This is a genomic window from Bradyrhizobium sp. SZCCHNR1043, from assembly GCF_032489675.1.
Taxonomy (GTDB): domain Bacteria; phylum Pseudomonadota; class Alphaproteobacteria; order Rhizobiales; family Xanthobacteraceae; genus Bradyrhizobium.
In genome coordinates, this window is sequence record NZ_JAUEYN010000004.1 from 118,122 (window position 1) to 136,519 (window position 18,398).

The 18,398-nt window shown below is 65.5% G+C and carries 19 protein-coding genes; 11 read left to right on the forward strand and 8 right to left on the reverse strand.

Features of this window, described 5'->3' with window-relative positions:
• Positions 1 to 14 precede the first annotated feature (14 nt).
• A complete protein-coding gene (locus QX039_RS08125) occupies positions 15 to 1,643 on the reverse strand; it encodes a fatty-acid--CoA ligase (protein WP_316219511.1) in 1,629 nt (542 codons plus the stop codon).
• A 162-nt stretch (positions 1,644 to 1,805) separates the two neighbouring features.
• On the opposite strand from QX039_RS08125, the gene QX039_RS08130 reads away from it, so the two are divergent.
• Entirely contained in the window at positions 1,806 to 3,095 is a 1,290-nt protein-coding gene (locus QX039_RS08130; RefSeq protein WP_409998901.1) for an extensin family protein, read from the forward strand.
• Positions 3,096 to 3,407: 312 nt separating this feature from the next.
• Here the strand turns inward: QX039_RS08130 and QX039_RS08135 are convergent, their stop codons facing one another.
• A complete protein-coding gene (locus QX039_RS08135) occupies positions 3,408 to 4,088 on the reverse strand; it encodes a L,D-transpeptidase (RefSeq protein WP_315758048.1) in 681 nt (226 codons plus the stop codon).
• 343 nt (positions 4,089 to 4,431) lie between these two features.
• Between QX039_RS08135 and QX039_RS08140 the strand changes: the two genes are divergently transcribed.
• Entirely contained in the window at positions 4,432 to 5,409 is a 978-nt protein-coding gene (locus QX039_RS08140; protein ID WP_315740897.1) for a magnesium transporter CorA family protein, read from the forward strand.
• Positions 5,410 to 5,814: 405 nt separating this feature from the next.
• Positions 5,815 to 6,045 (forward strand): hypothetical protein, encoded by a 231-nt coding sequence (locus QX039_RS08145; RefSeq protein WP_315740931.1) that lies wholly within the window; start codon positions 5,815 to 5,817, stop codon positions 6,043 to 6,045.
• 275 nt (positions 6,046 to 6,320) lie between these two features.
• Here QX039_RS08145 and QX039_RS08150 read toward each other — a convergent pair whose 3' ends face one another.
• Both QX039_RS08150 and pdxH read right to left on the reverse strand, forming a co-directional pair.
• Positions 6,321 to 7,073 carry an SDR family oxidoreductase gene (locus QX039_RS08150; RefSeq protein WP_315758045.1) on the reverse strand — a complete coding sequence of 251 codons (753 nt, stop codon included), beginning with the start codon at positions 7,071 to 7,073 and terminating at the stop codon, positions 6,321 to 6,323.
• Positions 7,074 to 7,213: 140 nt separating this feature from the next.
• Entirely contained in the window at positions 7,214 to 7,864 is a 651-nt protein-coding gene (gene pdxH, locus QX039_RS08155; RefSeq protein ID WP_315740895.1) for a pyridoxamine 5'-phosphate oxidase, read from the reverse strand.
• A gap of 125 nt (positions 7,865 to 7,989) precedes the next feature.
• Between pdxH and QX039_RS08160 the strand changes: the two genes are divergently transcribed.
• Both QX039_RS08160 and QX039_RS08165 read left to right on the forward strand, forming a co-directional pair.
• On the forward strand, positions 7,990 to 8,394 hold the full coding sequence (locus QX039_RS08160; protein ID WP_315740894.1) for an RT0821/Lpp0805 family surface protein: 405 nt from the start codon (positions 7,990 to 7,992) through the stop codon (positions 8,392 to 8,394).
• Positions 8,395 to 8,506: 112 nt separating this feature from the next.
• Complete coding sequence (locus QX039_RS08165; protein WP_315772904.1) at positions 8,507 to 9,466, forward strand: DnaJ C-terminal domain-containing protein; 960 nt, start codon at positions 8,507 to 8,509, stop codon at positions 9,464 to 9,466.
• Positions 9,467 to 9,835: 369 nt separating this feature from the next.
• Here the strand turns inward: QX039_RS08165 and QX039_RS08170 are convergent, their stop codons facing one another.
• Positions 9,836 to 10,609 (reverse strand): anti-sigma factor, encoded by a 774-nt coding sequence (locus QX039_RS08170; RefSeq protein ID WP_315772906.1) that lies wholly within the window; start codon positions 10,607 to 10,609, stop codon positions 9,836 to 9,838.
• Positions 10,610 to 10,700: 91 nt separating this feature from the next.
• Positions 10,701 to 11,189, reverse strand: coding sequence for a sigma-70 family RNA polymerase sigma factor (locus QX039_RS08175; RefSeq protein WP_315740891.1), 489 nt, complete (start codon positions 11,187 to 11,189; stop codon positions 10,701 to 10,703).
• A 205-nt stretch (positions 11,190 to 11,394) separates the two neighbouring features.
• Between QX039_RS08175 and fabI the strand changes: the two genes are divergently transcribed.
• The 4 genes from fabI (at position 11,395) to QX039_RS08195 (ending at position 15,303) form a co-directional block, all read left to right on the forward strand.
• Positions 11,395 to 12,228 carry an enoyl-ACP reductase FabI gene (gene fabI, locus QX039_RS08180; protein WP_315740890.1) on the forward strand — a complete coding sequence of 278 codons (834 nt, stop codon included), beginning with the start codon at positions 11,395 to 11,397 and terminating at the stop codon, positions 12,226 to 12,228.
• A 26-nt stretch (positions 12,229 to 12,254) separates the two neighbouring features.
• Positions 12,255 to 12,854 carry a histidine phosphatase family protein gene (locus QX039_RS08185; RefSeq protein ID WP_315772909.1) on the forward strand — a complete coding sequence of 200 codons (600 nt, stop codon included), beginning with the start codon at positions 12,255 to 12,257 and terminating at the stop codon, positions 12,852 to 12,854.
• A 114-nt stretch (positions 12,855 to 12,968) separates the two neighbouring features.
• Positions 12,969 to 14,054 (forward strand): chorismate synthase, encoded by a 1,086-nt coding sequence (gene aroC / locus QX039_RS08190; RefSeq protein ID WP_315740888.1) that lies wholly within the window; start codon positions 12,969 to 12,971, stop codon positions 14,052 to 14,054.
• 58 nt (positions 14,055 to 14,112) lie between these two features.
• Positions 14,113 to 15,303, forward strand: coding sequence for an adenylate/guanylate cyclase domain-containing protein (locus QX039_RS08195; protein ID WP_315772911.1), 1,191 nt, complete (start codon positions 14,113 to 14,115; stop codon positions 15,301 to 15,303).
• A 12-nt stretch (positions 15,304 to 15,315) separates the two neighbouring features.
• Here QX039_RS08195 and clpS read toward each other — a convergent pair whose 3' ends face one another.
• On the reverse strand, positions 15,316 to 15,621 hold the full coding sequence (gene clpS / locus QX039_RS08200; RefSeq protein ID WP_315772913.1) for an ATP-dependent Clp protease adapter ClpS: 306 nt from the start codon (positions 15,619 to 15,621) through the stop codon (positions 15,316 to 15,318).
• Positions 15,622 to 15,846: 225 nt separating this feature from the next.
• On the opposite strand from clpS, the gene QX039_RS08205 reads away from it, so the two are divergent.
• Positions 15,847 to 16,701, forward strand: coding sequence for a DUF1194 domain-containing protein (locus QX039_RS08205; protein ID WP_315772915.1), 855 nt, complete (start codon positions 15,847 to 15,849; stop codon positions 16,699 to 16,701).
• Between the two features lie 66 nt (positions 16,702 to 16,767).
• On the opposite strand, the gene QX039_RS08210 is transcribed toward QX039_RS08205, so the two are convergent.
• The gene (locus QX039_RS08210; RefSeq protein ID WP_315772917.1) at positions 16,768 to 17,610 is read right to left on the reverse strand and encodes a nucleotidyltransferase domain-containing protein; all 843 of its coding nucleotides are present in this window, start codon (positions 17,608 to 17,610) and stop codon (positions 16,768 to 16,770) included.
• A gap of 199 nt (positions 17,611 to 17,809) precedes the next feature.
• On the opposite strand from QX039_RS08210, the gene QX039_RS08215 reads away from it, so the two are divergent.
• A complete protein-coding gene (locus QX039_RS08215; RefSeq protein WP_315772919.1) occupies positions 17,810 to 18,382 on the forward strand; it encodes a septal ring lytic transglycosylase RlpA family protein in 573 nt (190 codons plus the stop codon).
• Positions 18,383 to 18,398 lie beyond the last annotated feature (16 nt).

The following is an 18,398-nucleotide window of genomic DNA, read 5'->3' on the forward strand; positions in this document are numbered from 1 at the left end:
TGGACGTGGCCTGCTCAGGCCGCGGCGTTGGGGAAGCGATAGCTCTTGAACTGGTCGCGCAGCGCGGTCTTCAGGATCTTGCCGGTTGCCGTGTGCGGAATGCCGTCGACGAAGGCGACGTCATCGGGCATCCACCATTTGGCGATCCTGCCTTCCATGTATTTCAGGATGTCCTCGCGCGTCGTCGTCTGGCCGGGCTTCAACTGCACGATCAGCAGCGGGCGCTCATCCCATTTCGGATGATAGACGCCGATGACGGCAGCCTCGGCGACGGCGGGATGGCCGACCGCGAGATTCTCCAGGTCGATCGAGGAGATCCATTCGCCGCCGGACTTGATGACGTCCTTGGAGCGGTCGGTGATGCGCATGTAGCCATGTTCATCGACGGTGGCGACGTCGCCGGTGTCGAAGAAGCCTTCCTCGTCGAGGATGTTGCTGTCGACCTTGTAGTAGGCCTTCGACACCGCGGGACCGGACACCTTGAGCCGGCCGAAGGTCTTGCCGTCCCACGGCAGCTCGGTGCCGGCATCGTCGGTGATCTTCATCTCGACCCCGAACGGAGGGAAGCCCTGCGTCTGCAGCACGTCGAGCTTGGCGTCGCCGTCGGCGCCGAGGAATGGCGGCTTCAGGGTGGCGAGCGTGCCGATCGGGCTCATCTCGGTCATGCCCCAGGCGTGACGCACGCCGATGCCCATGTCGAGGAAGGCCTGGATCATCGAGCGCGGCATCGCCGAGCCGCCGCACACCACCATCTTCAGATGCGGCAGCTTGAGGTTATGCGCCTGCATGTGCTGCAGCAGCATCAGCCACACCGTCGGCACGCCGGCGGTGTAGGTCACCTTCTCGGTGTCGAGCAGCTCGTAGACGGACGCGCCGTCGAGCTTGGGGCCGGGCATCACCAGCTTGGTGCCCATCGAGGGAGCGGAGAAGGCAATGCCCCAGCTGTTGGCATGGAACAGCGGAACCACCGGAAGCATTGTGTCTGCTGCGGACGTACCGAGTGAATCCCGGCTATTGGCCATCAACGCATGCAGCACGTTGGACCGATGCGAATACAGCACACCTTTCGGATCGCCCGTGGTGCCGGACGTGTAGCACATCGCGGCTGCGGTGTTCTCGTCGAAGGTCCCCCAGGCGAAATCGCCGTCGGCCTCGCCGATCCACGATTCGTAGGCGACGGCGTTCTTGAGCGTCGTCTGCGGCATGTGTGCGGCGTCGGTCAGCACGATGTAGCGCTCGACGCTCGGCAGCTTGTCGGCGAGCTTCTCGAGGATCGGCACGAACGTCAGATCGGTGATGACGATGCGGTCCTGGGCATGGTTGATGATCCAGCCGATCTGCTCGGGAAACAGGCGCGGATTGACCGTGTGGCAGATCGCGCCGATTCCCATGATGCCGTACCAGACCTCGAGATGACGGCCGGTATTCCAGGCGATGGTGGCGACGCGGTCGCCCAGCTTGATGCCGTCGCGCGTCAGCTTCTGCGAGACCTTGAGAGCGCGGTCGTGGATTTGCCGATAGGTGGTGCGAACGATGGGGCCTTCGACCGAGCGGGTCACGACCTCCTGGGAGCCGTGGATTGTCGCCGCATGCTCGATGATCCGGTGACAAAGCAGGGGCCAGTCTTGCATCAAACCAAGCATCAGGTCGTTCCTCCGGTATTCGCTTGCAGCGAGGGTCTTTTGGTCTCTTTGGTCAATTTTAGCGCGTGCCGCATCCGACGCAAATGGACTTGTGATGGCCACGACGTCGCGCCGGGCGTGATGGTTAGCGCTGTGGCCGTGGCGATCGCATTGAGCTGGCTCATGGCGGCGCCGGCGGCGGCCGCGAAATCAGCGCACGGCAGCCCGCCCGCCGCCTCTGAGCCCGCTGCGAAGCTGGCCGATGGCGTTGCCAAGGTGCCGCTTCCGCAGCCGCGGCCGGCCGACGCGCCGGCGCGGGAGGCGGCCAAGGGCGAGGATGCCGCTCCGCGCGACGAGGCCAGCACCGGTCCAAAGGTGGATGCCAAAGCCCCGCCGCCGCCTTCGGCTTGCAGGCTGGCCCTGACCGAAGAGGTCGCGATCGCGCCGTCGATTCCGCCGATCAAGGGTCCTGGCGGCTGCGGCGGCGAGGATCTGGTGCGGCTGGAGGCGGTGGTGCTGCCTGACAAGCGCAGGGTGGCGCTGACGCCCGCGGCGACCATGCGTTGTCCGATGGCGACTGCGGTCGTCAATTGGGTGCGCAACGATGTGGCGCCGCTGGCCGAACGGCTCGGCAGCGCGGTCACCGCGCTCGACAATTTCGATTCATATCAGTGCCGCGGCCGCAACAATGTCAGCGGCGCGCAGCTATCGGAGCACGGCCGTGCCAATGCGCTGGACGTCCACGGCTTCAGGCTGGCCGACGGCCGCATGATCGATCTCACCGACCGCACCCAGCCGCGCGATTTGCGCGAGGGGGTGCTGCACGCGGTGTGCACCCATTTCTCCACCGTGCTCGGCCCCGACTCCGACTGGTACCACGAGGATCACATCCATCTCGACCTGATGGAGCGGCGGAACAATTACCGGATCTGCCAATGGGACGTGCTCGACCCGCTGCCGAAGGTCGCGCCCTTGATGCCGGCCGCCCGGCCTGACGATGCGCCGCCGCGCGAGACCGAACAGGCCGGCACTGAACGCTCCAGGAAGACCGCGAGCACCCCGGCCGAGCGCAACGGCACCAGTCGCGGCGTCTCGGCGGAGATGGAGGCCGGAACGTCTACCGCAGCGGACGGCACCGCTCCGTCAGCTGACGAGGGGACCGAACGGTCCGCCGTGGAAGAGCGCTCTCCCGCGCAAAAACCAGCTGATTCGGCCCGCAATCGGCGCACGGCGTCAAAGCCGGCGCCCGAGCAGCAAAAGGTCGGAGCCGCTGCGCCAGAGGCGCGATCCTCGACCGCCAAGCCGCCGGCAGGCGGTCCATCCGCAGCGTCGGACAAAACCCGCGATGCAGCCGGGCGCGACCAGCGCGCGCAGACGAGCCAGAATGGGGAGCGAGCCTTGCCCTCGAAGCCGGCGTCGCGGAAGCGCCATCACAGTCGCCGAAGCTGGGATCCGTTCCGTGGATTGTTCTAGCGCGTGATGAGACGAGGTCTGGTTGCTAGCTGCGAACGAAGGTGCGCTCCCTCTCCCGTTTGCGGGGGAGGGCTGGGGTGGGGGTGTTGCCGCGATTGAGGCTGCCCGAGCGGAGAGAGCCCCCACCCGGCGCTTCGCGCCGACCTCCCCCGCAAGCGGGAGAGGTGAAGCGAGCCTGCGGTTAAGTCGATTCAACCAAGAGGCATCGCGCTCTAGCGCCCAAAACAAAAGAGCGCCGGTTGCCCGGCGCTCTCAAAGAAGGATGCTAAACGCGTTTCTCGGCTTTTGAATTTCGTCCGCCGCAGCCGAGGCTCACTGCATCGCAGCGTAGGTGCCGCCGCCCTGCAGCGCCATCTGCGGCTTGTAGGGCGAATCACCCTTCTTCGGATCCAGCACCACGACGATGGTGCCGACCTTCACCCGGTTATAGAGATCGATCGCATCCTCGTTCGTCAGGCGGATGCAGCCCGAGGAGATCGAAGCACCGATATATTCCGGCTGGTTGGTGCCGTGGATGCGGAACAGCGTGTCCTTGCCGTTGGCATAGAGATACATCGCGCGCGAGCCCATCGGATTGTCCGGACCGGCCGCAACGTAGGTCGGGACGCCCAGGCGCTCGATCTCGCTCTTGGTCGGATGCCAGGCCGGCCATTCGGTCATGGCCCCGACCTTGGCGATGCCCGACCACGCCATCGCCTCTTCGCCGACGGTGATGCCGTAGCGAATCGCCTTGCCGCCATCGAGCACGTAATAGAGGTAGTGGCTGTCGGAATCGACCACGATGGAGCCCGGGGCTTCCTTGCGGTGATAGTCGACGATCGCGCGCCGATAGGGCTCTGCCACCGGCGTGTTGGTGTAGCGGATCTTCGCGAGAAGCTCCTTGTCCTTCGGCTTGAAGGCCTGGGTGTTGGTCGCCTCGTACGTCGTGGCCTGCATGCAGCCCGACAGCATCAGGCCGGCGGCCAGGAGTCCGAGTTTCACCTTCAGCGACATGTCACCAATTCCAATCGACAGCTGACGTTGCAATGACACGGCCGCGCCACTGCAGCGCGATTCCACATGTCCCATTATCGTCAAAATCGTTCTCAATTCCAGCCGCTACACGCACAGGTCACGCTGCAGCGCCGCGATTGTTGCTTTTTTGCCGCAAAGTTGCGGGCAGTCATCCACAGCTGTGCTCCGAATGGCACGGTCATGCCCCCCTGGGCGCTGCGCGAGAGGCCGCGGAGCATGGGCCTGAAAAGTCCATGGACCGGGCCCGCAAGCTGCGTCACAAGGCAGCAGCATCCCACCGCTAAGTCCCCGAAATTCACGTTTCGCGATTCGGAGTTTGTCCATGTTCTCGGTGTTCGTCCCGTCGGAAGCCGCGCTGAAGAAGGTGGCGGTCACCGATCCCGCGGCTCTGCCCGAGAATGCGGTGTGGGTCGACCTGGTCAACCCGAGCAATGCCGAGGATCGGGCCGTCGAAAAGCTGGCCGGGATTGCGGTACCGACCCGCGAGGACATGCAGGAGATCGAGATCTCCAGCCGTCTCTACATCGAGAACGGAGCCCGTTACATGACGGCCACGCTGATGTGTCACTCGGATTCCGATATGCCCAGGACCACGGCCGTCACCTTCATCCTGGCTGGCCACCGTCTCGTGACGGTGCGCTACGACCAGCCGCGCCCGTTCGCCGTGGTGGAGGCCAAGCTCGCCCGCAACTGTGCGCCCGGGATCACCGGCGAGATGGTGCTGATGGAGTTGCTCGATGCCGTGATCGACCGCTGCGCCGACATTCTCGAGAAGGTCGGGGCTGATATCGACCAGGTCAGCCACGAGATCTTCGAGCCTAACAATGAGCGTCACGGCCATGCCAAGCAATATTCGCAGATCCTGATCGCGATCGGCCGCAAGGGCGACCTGACCTCGAAGGTACGTGAGAGCCTGGTGTCGATCGGCCGCCTCGTCACCTTCCTGTCTGCGGTGGTCGAGGGCGTGAAGTGGTCGAAGGACATGCGCGAGCAGCTCAAGACCATGCAGCGCGACGTCGCCTCGCTGACCGACCACGCGTCCTACCTCGCGAGCAAGATCACCTTCGTGCTGGATGCGATGTTAGGCGTCGTCAACCTCGAGCAGAACAACATCATCAAGCTGTTCTCGGTGATGGCGGTGGTGCTGATGCCGCCGACCTTGATCGCATCGATCTACGGCATGAACTTCAAGATGATGCCGGAGCTCGAATGGGTGCACGGCTATCCGATGGCGCTGGTGCTGATGCTGATCTGTGCGATCGTGCCGTACTACATCTTCAAATTGAAGAAGTGGCTGTAGTGCCGCTGGCCTGAAAATCCAGGCTCTACGCGAGAGGGACGAATCTGCGCGAGGCCTGCGGCATTGTGCCGTCATTCCAGGCGATGCCTCATTCGCGCCCTGTTGTTAGCAGCGGCGTAGACATGTCATTGATCGATCGTCATGCTGTCCGTCGCTATGCACTTAAGGTGACACAAGCGGTGAGATGCAACACATAATAGGAAATACTTGTTAGGCCGGCTGCAATGCCGCTGCAAAGCCGCCCCAATTCCTCAGGTAAAATTTGATGGGAACGCTGAACGTTTGATCGAAACTTCTCTGCGATAAATCTGCACCAGCATGACAAACAACGAGCGCCTCGGCGCGTGGCATGCAAGGCAGAGCTCGAGGGCGCGTTCATCGCGCCTTATCCAAGAGGCGGCGGCAATGGTTGAGAAACGCATAATGGCATCGAACAACGTGATCGATCTTGCCAGCTATCAGCGCAGCCGCGCCGACATTGTCGTGGCGTTGTCGCCGCGTACCTGCCGCTACTGCGGCGCCGAACTCGAGGACGACGAGCGCGATGATGATTGCTCCAGCGCTCTCAACGTCGAGTCCGACCGCCTGCGCTGGCGCGCCGCGCAGATTCTGCGCGGTTTGGTGTGCGAAGGCTGAACGACCGTTCTCGACCGGGCGGTATTCAGGCAATGCCGCCCGCGCTGCCAATGATCGGAAATTCGGTGCGCCGATCCCATCCCATGAACAGCGTTCCCTCCGGGAGCGCTGTCTTGTTTGTGGTGGTCGGTAGGTTCCGTAGCGATCTTCGGAGATGGCGTTAATCACGCCTTCGCCCGGTCATCCAGAACTTGCCGAACGTGGCAAGCCGCTATGAACCAAATCGCCGCTATGAACCAAATCGAAGACGGGCAAGCGTCTCTGCGTCGATTGCCTCAGACGTGCTGACCGCCGTTGATGTGGATCTCGGCACCGTTCACGTAGGAGCTGGTCTCCGAGCACAGCACATAGATGATCTTGGCGACCTCGTCGGGGGTGCCGAGGCGCTGCATCGGGATCTGCTCCTGGACGATCTTCTCGGTGCCCGGCGACAGGATCGAGGTGTCGATCTCGCCGGGGGCGATCGAGTTGACGCGGACGCCGACCCGGCCGAAATCCGACGCCATCTCGCGGGTCAGGGCGGCCAGCGCCGCCTTGGAGGTCGCGTAGGCCGCGCCGGCGAAGGGATGCACGCGCGAGCCCGCGATCGAGGTGACGTTGACGACGGAGCCCCTGGCCGCCTTCAGCTCCTTGATCAGGCCGCGCGCCATCATGATCGGCGCAAAGAAGTTGACGCGGAAGACGTGATTCCAGGTGTCGAGGTCGGTGTCGACGGTGCCGAGCCTGGCGCCGCCGGCGCCCTTCGGCGAGATCGCGGCGTTGTTGACCAGCGCGTGCAGCTCGCCGCCGTCGATCCGCTGTTTGATCTCGGCGATCGCGCGCACGGTGTCCTCGGGATCGGACAGGTCGACCTGGACATGGTCCTCGGGGCCGGCGCCCCACGGGCATTCTTCGGGAAAGGGGTGCCGTGAGCAGGTGAGGACGCGCCAGCCGGCAGAGGAGAAGCGGATCACGGTGGCATGGCCGATGCCGCGGCTGGCGCCGGTCAGCAGCATCGTGCGCCGTGGCTGGTTGGAAGAGGTCGGCATGAATTGCGTCTTTCACGATCCCGGACGGATCAACTTACCACAATGGTTGGTGTGTTCGGCGCCTGATTCACGCGCGCGATGGCGATTCGTTGGCGCGTCGGACGCCTAGAGGCCGGGCGCAAGCGCGCGCGGCGATCCCCCTACGGATACATCCGCACTTTGGTCCAGGGCTGGCCCGAAGCCTCGCGCCGGAATTCGATGCGGTCGTGCAGGCGGAATGGCCGGTCGTGCCAGAACTCCATGCTGACGGGCGTGATGCGCCAGCCGCTCCATCCTGGCGGGCGCGGCACGTCGCCGATGATGTATTGCGCGGCGACCTTGGCGATCGCCTGCTCGAACGCGAAGCGGCTTTCCAGCGGCTGCGACTGCTTGCTGGCCCAGGCGCCGAGCTGCGCCTGCTTCGGCCGGGTCGCGAAATAGGCGTCGGCCTCTTCGTCGGTCACCGGCGTCACGAGGCCGCGGATGCGGACCTGGCGGCGCAGCGACTTCCAGTGAAACAGCAGCGCGGCCTTCGGATTGGCGGCGAGCTCGCGGCCCTTCTGGCTGGCCTTGTGGCTGTAGAAGACGAAGCCGTCCGCGTCATAGCCCTTCATCAGCACCATGCGCACGTCAGGCAACCCACTGTCGTCGACCGTTGCCAGCGCCATCGCATTCGGATCGTTGGGCTCGCTCTTGCCGGCTTCGGCAAACCACGCCGCAAACAGCGCAAACGGCTCGCCGGCCTGGGTAAAATCGGCCGATGTACCGGATGTTAAGGTTGTCTGGTGTTTGATGCTCGTGGGGTCGGTCATGTGTATGGGGAGTCCGAGTTTTGCGTTCACCCGCGGCCAGGCGCGTGCAAGTCCATTCTGGTCCGGCCCTATATAGGGCATCGGTCCGGCTTGGCCTATCCGCGATCGGTCATGCCGGCACCGCTTTGACACTCATTCTAATCGGCTTGTCCGGCAGCGGCTGCAGCCTGTCGCACCCTGAAACGGCCTTTGCCAAGATGGACGATGCAGAGGTCACCGGCGCGATCAGCCCGCCGCCCGAGCGCGAGCCGACCGAAGCCGATCTCGCTTTTGCCCGCAACGCTGCGTCGGACGTGCTGACCAAGGGGACCAAGGATTCCAGCCAGCCCTGGCAGAATCCGCAGACCGGCGCCCGCGGCTCGGTGACGCCGATCGCCAAGTCCTACACCGCGGACAACGGCCGTACCTGCCGGGATTTCCTGGCGAGCTACGTCAACGGCAAGACCGAGCGCTGGCTGCAGGGCTCGGCGTGCCGGATCGAGCGGGGGCGATGGGACATCCAGACGCTCAAGCCCTGGCAGCAAAGCTAGCTGGGATCGTCTGAAACCCGTTGCAAAAATACAACGGACTCCCCAGATGAAATGCAAAGCGGGCGGGGAGCCCATAGGTTAGTATCTGACTTTCTGTAAGGAGACGTGACGGATGCGCGACCCCTATGAGGTCTTGGGGGTGCCGCGAAGCGCCAGCGCTGCGGCCATCAAGAGCGCCTATCGCAAGCTCGCCAAGAAGCACCACCCCGACAGCAACAAGGATGATCCGAAGGCATCGGCAAGGTTTGCCGAGATCAGTTCTGCCAACGAGATCCTGGGCGACGAGGAGAAGCGCAAGCAGTTCGATCGCGGCGAGATCGATGCTGACGGCAAGCCGCGCTTCCAGGGCTTTCCTGGTGGCGGCGCCGGGCGCGGCGGTCCAGGGGGCGGCTTCGAGAACTATACCTTCCGCAGTGGCGGCGGGCCGGGCGGCGGCTTCGGCGGCGGCGGTTTCGAGGACATTCTGAACAGCATGTTCGGCGGCGCCCAGCGCGGCGCGCGCGGCGGGGGCAGCCCGTTCGAGTTCGACGCCGGCGGTGTCGGCCTCGATCTCGATCTGAAGGTTGCGATGTCGGTCTCGCTCGAGGAGTCCGTCAAGGGCGGCGAGAAGCGCGTGCGGCTGCCGTCGGGCAAGGAGCTCAACGTCAAGGTCCCCGCCGGCGTCACCGCCGGCCAGCAGATTAGGCTGAAGGGGCAGGGCGAGAGCGCGCCCGGACACCGGCCGGGTGATCTCCTGATCACCATCCAGATCGCGCCGCATCCGTTCTTCAAGGTCGAGGGCAGCGACCTCAGGCTCGATCTGCCGATCACGCTTTACGAGGCGGTCCTGGGCGCCAAGGTGAGGGCGCCGACGCTCGGCAGCGCGGTCGAGCTGTCGATCCCGAAGAACACGTCCAGCGGCCGGACCTTCCGGCTCAAGGGCAAGGGCTTGCCCAAGAGCGATGGCTCGGCCGGCGATCTGTTCGTCACCACCCGGATCGTGCTGCCCGACGGCAACGACGCCGAGCTCGAGGCGCTGATGACCAAGTGGCGCGATCGCCATACCTACAATCCGCGCAGCAACCTCTCCTGAGGTTGCAAATTGCGGACATGTCGGCTAGAAGTTGAAGTGCAAGCTGGAAAGCCGAGAAAAAAGTGCGGCCTCGAAAGGGGGACCAGCGCGGTACAAAACCCCAATCGAGGCCGCTTCCGTGTCGATCGGCGGATCGAACACTCCTCATTTTTTCGTGAACATTTGGCGCTATATTGAGACGTGCCGGTGACCGGATTCCAGATTTCCGGTGACCGAATTGCGGCGCCGACCTTGGCGTGTCCCGCTGCGCGGGAGGACGCAGGCACCGCTTCCCCTCGCTCCTCTCCTGCAGCCTGCGAGCAAGCCCTTCAGATCGTATCGGGAATTGTGACGGTACTCGTGGGGGCCACGATCTCCGGCGTCTCGCCGCTAGCCGCCCGTCCGTTCGGACTGATCATAAACAAGGCGCGCAACCTGGGTGAGACGCGTCCGGTCGCTGCTGCCGCTGACGACGTAGCTGACGCCGCGCTCCGCCCAGGACAGCGCAGCGGTGGTTCCCTGCGCCGTATAGCGCATCTCGGCCGCCTCGATCCCGACCTTGGTCGCATACACCGTGAAGCGCTCGCCGGAGGTGCTCTCGTACATCAGGAAGGACGCCGGGCCGGTCGGTCCCGGCAGCAGCCGGCCGCCGACGAGCTTCAGTCCGGTGGTTTCCAGCTCCGGCGCCTGCACGGTGCGGCCGCAGCGCCGCGTCAGCCATTGCTGCAGATGGGCCTTCTCGTCGCCGGGGACCTCGACCGGATGGCGCACCTCCACGACGTAGAGCCGGTGCGCATCGAGCGCCTCGCCGGCGAGGGCCTGCAGCGGCGACGGCGAGGACGCGGCGCCACGCGCGACCCAGCCGACCGCGCCGCCGACCGCGAAGGCCGCCACGCTTGCCGCCATCGCACCGATGACCCAGCGCCGCGGCCGGCGGTCCAGACCGTCGAGGTCGAGCCGCGGCGGCACCGGCTCGTTGACGATCGAATCGTAGCGGGCGTGAAGCGCCTCGGCCATGCTGCGCCAGGATTGCACCCGCTCGGCGTCCGCCGGATGCTCGGCCAGCCAGCGCTCGACGTCGCTGCGGCGCTCGGCCGGCAGCTCGTTGTCGACATAGGCGTGCAGCTCGTCTTCGGTGACGGGAATGGTCGGGTCGGTCATCATCGGGATCTCATGGCAATCGAGCGGCTGCGGCGATGCGCGGTCGCTGCAGGCTTGAGCAGGCGAACATGGCAGGGCGGCTTTTGTGCAGTGGTCATTTCACCCTCCGCAGCGCCGGCCGCTCGCCCTCGAGCACGGCACGGACATGGGCGCGAGCGCGGGCGAGGCGGGACATCACGGTGCCGATCGGGACACCCTGGATGTCGGCGACCTCGCGGTAGCTCATGCCTTCGAGCACGACGAGGAGAAGCGCTGCGCGCTGCTCCTCCACCAGGGTCGCCAGTGCGCGCTCGATGTCCCGGCCCTCGGCCTCGGTGCCGCTGGCGTCGGGATTGTCGTCCCGAAGCGGCATGAAGTGGGGCCGCCGCGCCAGTGAACGCCGGCGGTTCTTGTTCAGATTGGTCAGGATCGTGTACAGCCAGCTCCTGATGTCGCCGCCCAGGAACAGCCGTTCCGAGCGCAGCGCCCGCACCAGCGTGTCCTGGACCAGCTCGTCGGCCGCGTCCATGTCGCGCGCCAGCGCCCGGGCATAACGGCGCAGTGCCGGAATCATGGCCTCGACGCTCTGGCGGAACGCGTTCATGGAATGCCCTGCGGCTGTTCGCTGCGATGACACGGGCGCAGGCCGCAGCCTGTGCCTTGCAAAGATCATAACACCGCGATGACGCGCCTATTCCGGGCCGCAAGCCCTGCGGGGAGTTTGCCACAGAGCGGGCGGAATGGGGCTGTACCGGGCCAGACCGGTGGTGTACGTCCAGTCCTTAATAATCAGTTCGATGGGAAGCCGCATGGCGCAGATTTCAGGTTTGATGCAGGGCAAGCGCGGGGTCGTTCTCGGCGTGGCCAACAACCGCTCGATCGCCTGGGGCATTGCCAAGGCGGCGCGTGCGGCCGGCGCGGAGATCGCGCTGACCTACCAGGGCGACGCGCTGAAGAAGCGGGTCGAGCCGCTGGCGGCCGAGCTCGGCGGCCTCGTGCTCGGCCATTGCGACGTCACCGATCCCGCCACCATCGATGCGGTATTCGACGTGCTCAAGGAGAAGTGGGGCAAGATCGATTTCGTCGTCCACGCCATCGCCTTCTCCGACAAGGACCAGCTCGACGGGCGCTACATCGAGACCACGCAGGACAATTTCTCCAAGAGCATGCTGATCAGCTGCTACTCGCTGACCGCGATCGCGCAGCGCGCCGAGAAGCTGATGACGGACGGCGGCTCGATCATCACGCTGACCTATTACGGCGCCGAGAAATGGATGCCGCACTACAACGTGATGGGCGTCGCCAAGGCCGCGCTGGAGGCCAGCGTGCGCTATCTCGCCGCCGATCTCGGCGAGAAGAACATCCGCGTCAACGCGATCTCGGCAGGACCGATCAAGACGCTGGCCGCCTCGGGCATTGGCGACTTCCGCTATATCCTGAAGTGGAACGAGTACAACGCGCCGCTGCGCCGGACCGTGACCATCGACGAGGTCGGCGACAGCGCGCTGTATCTCTTGTCCGACCTGTCGCGCGGCGTCACCGGCGAGGTGCATCACGTCGATTCCGGCTATCACGTCGTCGGCATGAAGCGGCCCGAGGCGCCCGACATCTCGCTCAGCAATTCCGTCGGCGCCAAAGAATAGCGTTCAAGGAATAACGTCAACGCGCAATGCCACGGCCCACGATCTACTACATCCGCCACGGCGAGACGGAATGGAATGCGCTCGGCCGACTGCAAGGCACGCAGGACATTCCGCTGAACGCGCTCGGGCAGGTGCAGGCGGTCCAGGCCGGCAACATCCTGGCCGAGATCGTTGCGCGCAACGGCCATGATGCGGCGCGCCTGCCTTACGTCGCGAGTCCGCTCAGCCGCGCCCGCGCGACCATGGAGCTGGTGCGGGAGACCCTGAGGCTGCCGGCCGAGGGCTATGCGCTCGATGCCCGGCTGCGCGAGATTGGCTACGGCAAATGGGAAGGGGCGACGCTGCCGGAAATGCAGGCGGCAGATCCCGCCTTCTATGCCAGGCGTCTGACCGACAAATGGTCGCTGGCGCCCGAGGGCGGCGAGACCTATGCCGACGTCGAGCGCCGCGTGCGCGACTGGTACGATGGGCTGTCTGGCGATATCGTGGCGGTCGCCCATGGCGGCACGGCGCGGGCGCTCATGGTCGCCTTGGGCTTCGAGACGCCGCACGGCGCCGTCGACCTGCCGATCCAGCAGGGCGCGGTCTATGTGTTCGGCGAGAACGGGTTCGAGAAGTACAGTTAGTTATCCCCGTCATTCCGGGGCGCCTCGCAGAGGCGAACCCGGAATCTCGAGAGTCCGGGTCTGGTTCTTCGGACCATCCCGGAATGACGGTTTTTCCGATTGGGTGATCAGATCATGTCCTTCAACACCTTCGGCCACATGTTCCGCGTCACCACCTTCGGCGAGAGCCATGGCGTCGCCATCGGCTGCGTCGTCGACGGCTGTCCGCCACGCATTCCGCTGACGGCCGAGGAGATCCAGCGTGATCTCGACCGCCGCCGGCCCGGCCAGTCGCGCTTCACCACCCAGCGCCAGGAGCCGGACCAGGTGAAGATCCTGTCCGGCGTGATGGCCGATCCCGACACGGGAGCGCAGGTCACCACGGGCACGCCGATTGCGCTCCTGATCGAGAACACCGACCAGCGCTCCAAGGACTATTCCGAGATCAAGGACAAGTTTCGTCCGGGTCACGCCGACTTCACCTACGAGGCCAAATATGGCCTGCGCGACTATCGCGGCGGCGGCCGCTCGTCGGCGCGCGAGACCGCGACGCGCGTCGCGGCCGGCGCCGTCGCGCGCAAGGTCCTGCCGGACGTGAAGGTGCGCGGCGCGCTGGTGCAGATGGGCCCGCACAAGATCGACCGCGGCAACTGGGACTGGGACGAGGTCGCGCGCAATCCCTTCTTCTGCCCCGACAAGGACAAGGCGGCGTTCTTCGAGGACTATCTCGACGGCATCAGGAAGTCCGGCTCGTCGATCGGCGCCGTGCTCGAGATCGTCGCCGAGGGCGTGCCGGCGGGACTTGGCGCGCCGCTCTACGGCAAGCTCGATGCCGAACTCGCCGCGGCGATGATGAGCATCAATGCCGTGAAGGGCGTCGAGATCGGCGCCGGCTTCGGCGCCGCCGAGCTGACCGGCGAGGAGAATGCCGACGAGATGCGCTCGGCCAATGACGGCACGCGCTTCCTCTCCAACAATGCCGGCGGCATCCTCGGCGGCATCGCCACGGGGCAGCCGATCGTGCTGCGCTTCGCAGTCAAGCCGACCTCGTCGATCCTCACCCCGCGCCAGACCGTCGACCGCTCAGGCCAGGAGACCGAGATCCTGACCAAGGGCCGGCACGACCCGTGCGTCGGCATCCGCGCGGTTCCGGTCGGCGAGGCGATGATGGCCTGCGTGTTGGCCGATCACCTGCTGCGCCATCGCGGCCAGGTGGGGTAGAGGCACGCGGCCGCCGCGGCTGTTTGCTGTTGTCATGCCGCTCGCTTAATGTCGTCCCATGGACATCCTCAAGCTGCAGGAGATCAAGGACTGGCTGGTCGACGGTGCGCGTTCCGCAGCGACGCCGGGCCAGATGATGTCCGAATGCTGCGAGCGGCTGGTCGGGCTCGGTGTGCCGTTGTGGCGCGTCGGCGTGTTCGTCCGCACCCTGCATCCGGACATTGCGGGCCGCAGCTTCATCTGGCGGCCGGGAGCGGAGGTCGAGACCTCCACCGTTGATTTCGGCTTTGAGAGCCGCCCGATTTACAGGAGCAGCCCGCTCGCGCTCGTGTTCGAGAGCGGGGCGGAATTCAGGGCTGATCCTCGCGGCTCGGAGGCCGAGCGCTTTCCGATCCTGATGGATGTGCGCGCCGAGGGGGCGACCGACTATCTCGCGCTGCCCTTGACCTTCGTCGATCGGGCGATCCATGCCTCGAGCTGGACCACGAGGGATCCCCGTGGCTTCAGCGAGCAGCACGTGAACGCAATCCGGTCGCTGATGCCGGCCCTGGCACGCTACACCGAGATCGTCACGCTGCGCCGGACTGCCTCGATGCTGCTGGACACCTATGTCGGCAACAGCGCCGGCGAGCGCATTCTCGGCGGCCAGATCCGTCGCGGCCATACCGATACGATGGATGCGGCGATCTGGCTGTCGGACCTGCGCGGCTTCACGCCGTTGTCGGACCGGCTGCCGGCCGAAGACGTGGTCGAGATCCTCAACAACTACTTCGACTGCCAGGTTGCCGCGATCCGGGAGCAGGGCGGCGAAGTGTTGAAGTTCATGGGCGACGGTCTGCTCGCGGTGTTTCCGATTCCCGAGCAGGACGGTGATCCGAGCGCGGTCTGCGGGCGCGTGCTCTCGGCGGCGCGGACCTCGCGCGCCAGTGTCGATGCGCTGGAATATGCGGTTGGCGGCCGGGTCGAGCGCTTTCGCTTCGGCGTCGCCCTGCATGTCGGACGGTTGCTCTATGGCAATATCGGCGGCGGCAACCGGCTCGACTTCACCTGCATCGGCCCGGCCGTCAATCTCGCCGCACGGTTGGAGAAGATGGCCGCGCGGCTGCAGCGGACGGTGGTCGCGTCTGAGGCCTTTGCCGGCGCCTGTCCCGAGCCGCTGACCGATCTCTGGACCGATCTCGGTGAATTTCCGATCGCTGGCCTCGCGACCGCACAACGTGTGTATGGGCTGCGTGAGGAAGGGAATTAGTTCGCCGCCGGCTCAGGTCTCCGGCTCGGTAGTGAACAGCAGCGGGTATCCCTTGGCGCGGCCGGCATCGGTCGCGCGGGTCGCCTTGGTCTCGGCAACGTCCTTGGTGAATACGGCCACCACGCAGACGCCGAGCTTATGCGCCGTGATCATGACCTTGTAGGCCTGGTCCTCGGTCATGCGGAATTCCGCCTTCAGGATCATCACCACAAAATCGCGCGGGGTGAAATCGTCGTTGACGAGGATCACCTTGTAGAGCCGCGGACGCTCGGCCTTGGTGCGTACCTTCGTCTTGGGCTTGGTGACGGCATCGTTCATTCTAAGGGCGCGCCTGTGTTCCTGATGCGGCAGTCGGGCCACGATACAGGCTTCGGCTGCTCCGGGAAACCACGGGCTGCATGCCTTGCGCGATGGGCGCACGCAGCTGCCTGACATCCGGGCAACCCCCGGGGACTAACCGGAATGTGAATGGATGTGTGCGTTCCCGCTTTGCTGTCTGCGGATTGCATGTCACCATCATCAGACGCGATTGGAGGGCAGCTCATGCGCTGGTGGATCTCGATCGGGGTGGCGTGTCTGGCGGGCGCCTTGGCCGGCGGCGACGTCGCCACCGTCGTGGCAGCGCCGAGGGCCCAGCCGGCGCAGCAACTGAGCGAGAAGGAAGCGTCCGTCGACGTCGAGCTGATCCTCGCCGTCGATGTGTCCTACTCGATGGATCTGGACGAGCTGGCGATCCAGCGCGAAGGCTACGCCCAGGCGCTCAGCTCGCGCGAGTTCCTGCAGGCGCTGAAGAGCGGCGTGCACGGCCGCATCGCCGTGACCTATTTCGAATGGGCGGCTTCGAGCGACCAGAAGATCATCATTCCCTGGCGCCTCATCGACGGACCTGAAAGCGCCGACGCCGTGGCCGCCGAGATCATGAAGACGCCGATCCGCCGCGCGTCGCGCACCTCGATCTCCGGCGCGATCTACTTTGCCATGCCGCTGTTCGATGAGAATCCCTATCGCGGGCTGCGCCGCGTCATCGACATCTCCGGCGACGGGCCCAACAACAATGGTCCCTCACCGGTGACGATCGCGCGCGACGAGGCCGTCGACAAGGGCATCACGATCAACGGCCTGCCGATCATGGTCAAGGAGCCGTCCTACTCGACCATGGATATCGAGAATCTCGATCTCTACTACAAGGATTGCGTGACCGGCGGCCACGGCTCGTTCGTGGTCACGATCAAGAGCCGCGACGAATTCAAGGAAGCCATCCGCACCAAGCTGCTGATGGAGGTCGCCGGACGTACACCGCCGCCGCGCATCGTGCCGGTCGCCGACGATGCCGACAAGGAGCCGCGCGTGTCCTGCACGATCGGCGAGAAGATCTGGCAGGACCGCTGGGGGCGGTGACCAGCTGGCCCGGGCTGCCGAGCAGACGAGCGCGTGGGGAGGCTTGATTGGTAAGGCGCCGCGATCTCAGCCGGCCGTCGCAGCATGGACCAACGCCTGTTTCAATTCGGCCTCGACCTCCCGCAGGCTGCGGAGCGCCGCACCGAATTCGCCATTGCCGATCGATTGCCAGATGAGCTCCACGCGCGCCGCGAGACCGCCGAGCGCCAGTCCAAACGTCGCGGCCTCCTTGAGCGCACCCTTCTCGTTGATCAGGTAGCGCCCGTTGACCGCAAACAGCACCTGCGCAAGGCAGGCGAGGGCGCGATAGGCGCAGCCCGCGACGTAGGTATGGTCGCCACGCCCGACAGCCAACTCGGCATTATCGATGCTGAATGCGATCTCCCACTGGAAGCGCGCAATAATCGCGTCGCGCAGGCGGCGCGGATAGGGCGTGCAGCGCGACTTCAGTCTCGCCAGCAGTTGCGCGGGATCGTGCAGCGGGCGGCAGAGCGCGACCTCGCCCATCCAGATCGCCGACACGAAGCCATGCGGATGGCCTGGCTGGTAGTGCATCTCGATCCGCCCCTTCCGGCAGTCGTCGATCACGCCGCCGACCGCATCGATCTCGCGATAGAGCAGGTCGACCTTGTGCCCGTCGATTCTGAGCCAGCCGCCGCCGACGACCCACTGTCCCCAGCCGCCGACCGCCGTCAGTTCGACCGTTTGCGGGTCGTCGACGAGCCGCCGCACTGCTTCGCGCAGCGCGTCGGTGTCGAGGTCGTGCCTGGATGCGATGTAGAGCCCGACGTCGTAGTCCGAGCCCGCCTGCGCGGTGCCGCGCGCACGTGATCCACCGAGCGCGATGGCGCGCAGTCCCGGGACATCGGCAAGTTCGCCAAGGATGCGGGTCAGCAGCGGGTCAGGCATTCACGTGTTCTCCCAGCATGACAGTATGAAGTTCTTGCGTGGAAAAACTCCACAGGGCCGCCGTTCAGGCTGATCTGTTGCCATTAAGCCACAATCTTCCAAAAACCATAGGTTGCACCTATCGCAAGTTTCCCTTTGCCACCGTGCTGCCGCGATTGGGCCGCGACCATGAGCGGGTTGAGGCGGAGGCGCACAGAACATGCGTATCATCGACCGGACAGCCCATCCCGCGCAGCGCGTCAGGCGCTCGTCAGTCATCCAAGGTCCGCGTGCAGGGCTCGCTTGCCAACTTCTCAGGGCAGCGCTGGTGTGTGCGGCGGCGGCTTCGCTCGCAGCCTGCGCGCAATCATCGGCGGTCCGGCAGGCGCGCTGGGCGGCGCCGACGAAGCAAGCCGGAGCCGAATTCCGGCCGCAGGTGCAGCGTGCGGAGACGGCGCCGGAGTCAGTGGTGCGCGTCCGGCGGGCCGAGCTCAGCCCGCCGCCGGCGCACTCCGGAGCGTCCGGTCTCGCCAGCTACTATTCGGAAGGCCAGAAGACCGCGAGCGGCGAGCGCTTCAATCCCTCCGAGCTGACGGCCGCGCATCGCAGCCTGCCGTTCGGCACCCGGCTGCAGGTCACCAACGTCAAGACCGGCCGCTCCGTGGTGGTGCGCGTCAATGATCGCGGACCATTCGTGCAGGGGCGGGTGGTCGACGTGTCCTACTCAGCCGCGCAGGCGCTCGGCATGGTCACCTCCGGCGTCGCGCCGGTGAAGGTCAGCGTGGTCAGGTAGACATGTCCTCGTCATC

Bases quoted from the DNA above. Each gene is read 5' to 3' on its own strand.
- QX039_RS08125 (WP_316219511.1), bottom strand. From the start codon at position 1,643: ATGCTTGGTTTGATGCAAGACTGGCCCCTGCTTTGTCACCGGATCATC.
- QX039_RS08130 (WP_409998901.1), top strand. From the start codon at position 1,806: ATGGCGGCGCCGGCGGCGGCCGCGAAATCAGCGCACGGCAGCCCGCCC.
- QX039_RS08135 (WP_315758048.1), bottom strand. From the start codon at position 4,088: ATGTCGCTGAAGGTGAAACTCGGACTCCTGGCCGCCGGCCTGATGCTG.
- QX039_RS08140 (WP_315740897.1), top strand. From the start codon at position 4,432: ATGTTCTCGGTGTTCGTCCCGTCGGAAGCCGCGCTGAAGAAGGTGGCG.
- QX039_RS08145 (WP_315740931.1), top strand. From the start codon at position 5,815: ATGGTTGAGAAACGCATAATGGCATCGAACAACGTGATCGATCTTGCC.
- QX039_RS08150 (WP_315758045.1), bottom strand. From the start codon at position 7,073: ATGCCGACCTCTTCCAACCAGCCACGGCGCACGATGCTGCTGACCGGC.
- pdxH (WP_315740895.1), bottom strand. From the start codon at position 7,864: ATGACCGACCCCACGAGCATCAAACACCAGACAACCTTAACATCCGGT.
- QX039_RS08165 (WP_315772904.1), top strand. From the start codon at position 8,507: ATGCGCGACCCCTATGAGGTCTTGGGGGTGCCGCGAAGCGCCAGCGCT.
- QX039_RS08170 (WP_315772906.1), bottom strand. From the start codon at position 10,609: ATGATGACCGACCCGACCATTCCCGTCACCGAAGACGAGCTGCACGCC.
- QX039_RS08175 (WP_315740891.1), bottom strand. From the start codon at position 11,189: ATGAACGCGTTCCGCCAGAGCGTCGAGGCCATGATTCCGGCACTGCGC.
- fabI (WP_315740890.1), top strand. From the start codon at position 11,395: ATGGCGCAGATTTCAGGTTTGATGCAGGGCAAGCGCGGGGTCGTTCTC.
- QX039_RS08185 (WP_315772909.1), top strand. From the start codon at position 12,255: ATGCCACGGCCCACGATCTACTACATCCGCCACGGCGAGACGGAATGG.
- aroC (WP_315740888.1), top strand. From the start codon at position 12,969: ATGTCCTTCAACACCTTCGGCCACATGTTCCGCGTCACCACCTTCGGC.
- QX039_RS08195 (WP_315772911.1), top strand. From the start codon at position 14,113: ATGGACATCCTCAAGCTGCAGGAGATCAAGGACTGGCTGGTCGACGGT.
- clpS (WP_315772913.1), bottom strand. From the start codon at position 15,621: ATGAACGATGCCGTCACCAAGCCCAAGACGAAGGTACGCACCAAGGCC.
- QX039_RS08205 (WP_315772915.1), top strand. From the start codon at position 15,847: ATGCGCTGGTGGATCTCGATCGGGGTGGCGTGTCTGGCGGGCGCCTTG.
- QX039_RS08210 (WP_315772917.1), bottom strand. From the start codon at position 17,610: ATGCCTGACCCGCTGCTGACCCGCATCCTTGGCGAACTTGCCGATGTC.
- QX039_RS08215 (WP_315772919.1), top strand. From the start codon at position 17,810: ATGCGTATCATCGACCGGACAGCCCATCCCGCGCAGCGCGTCAGGCGC.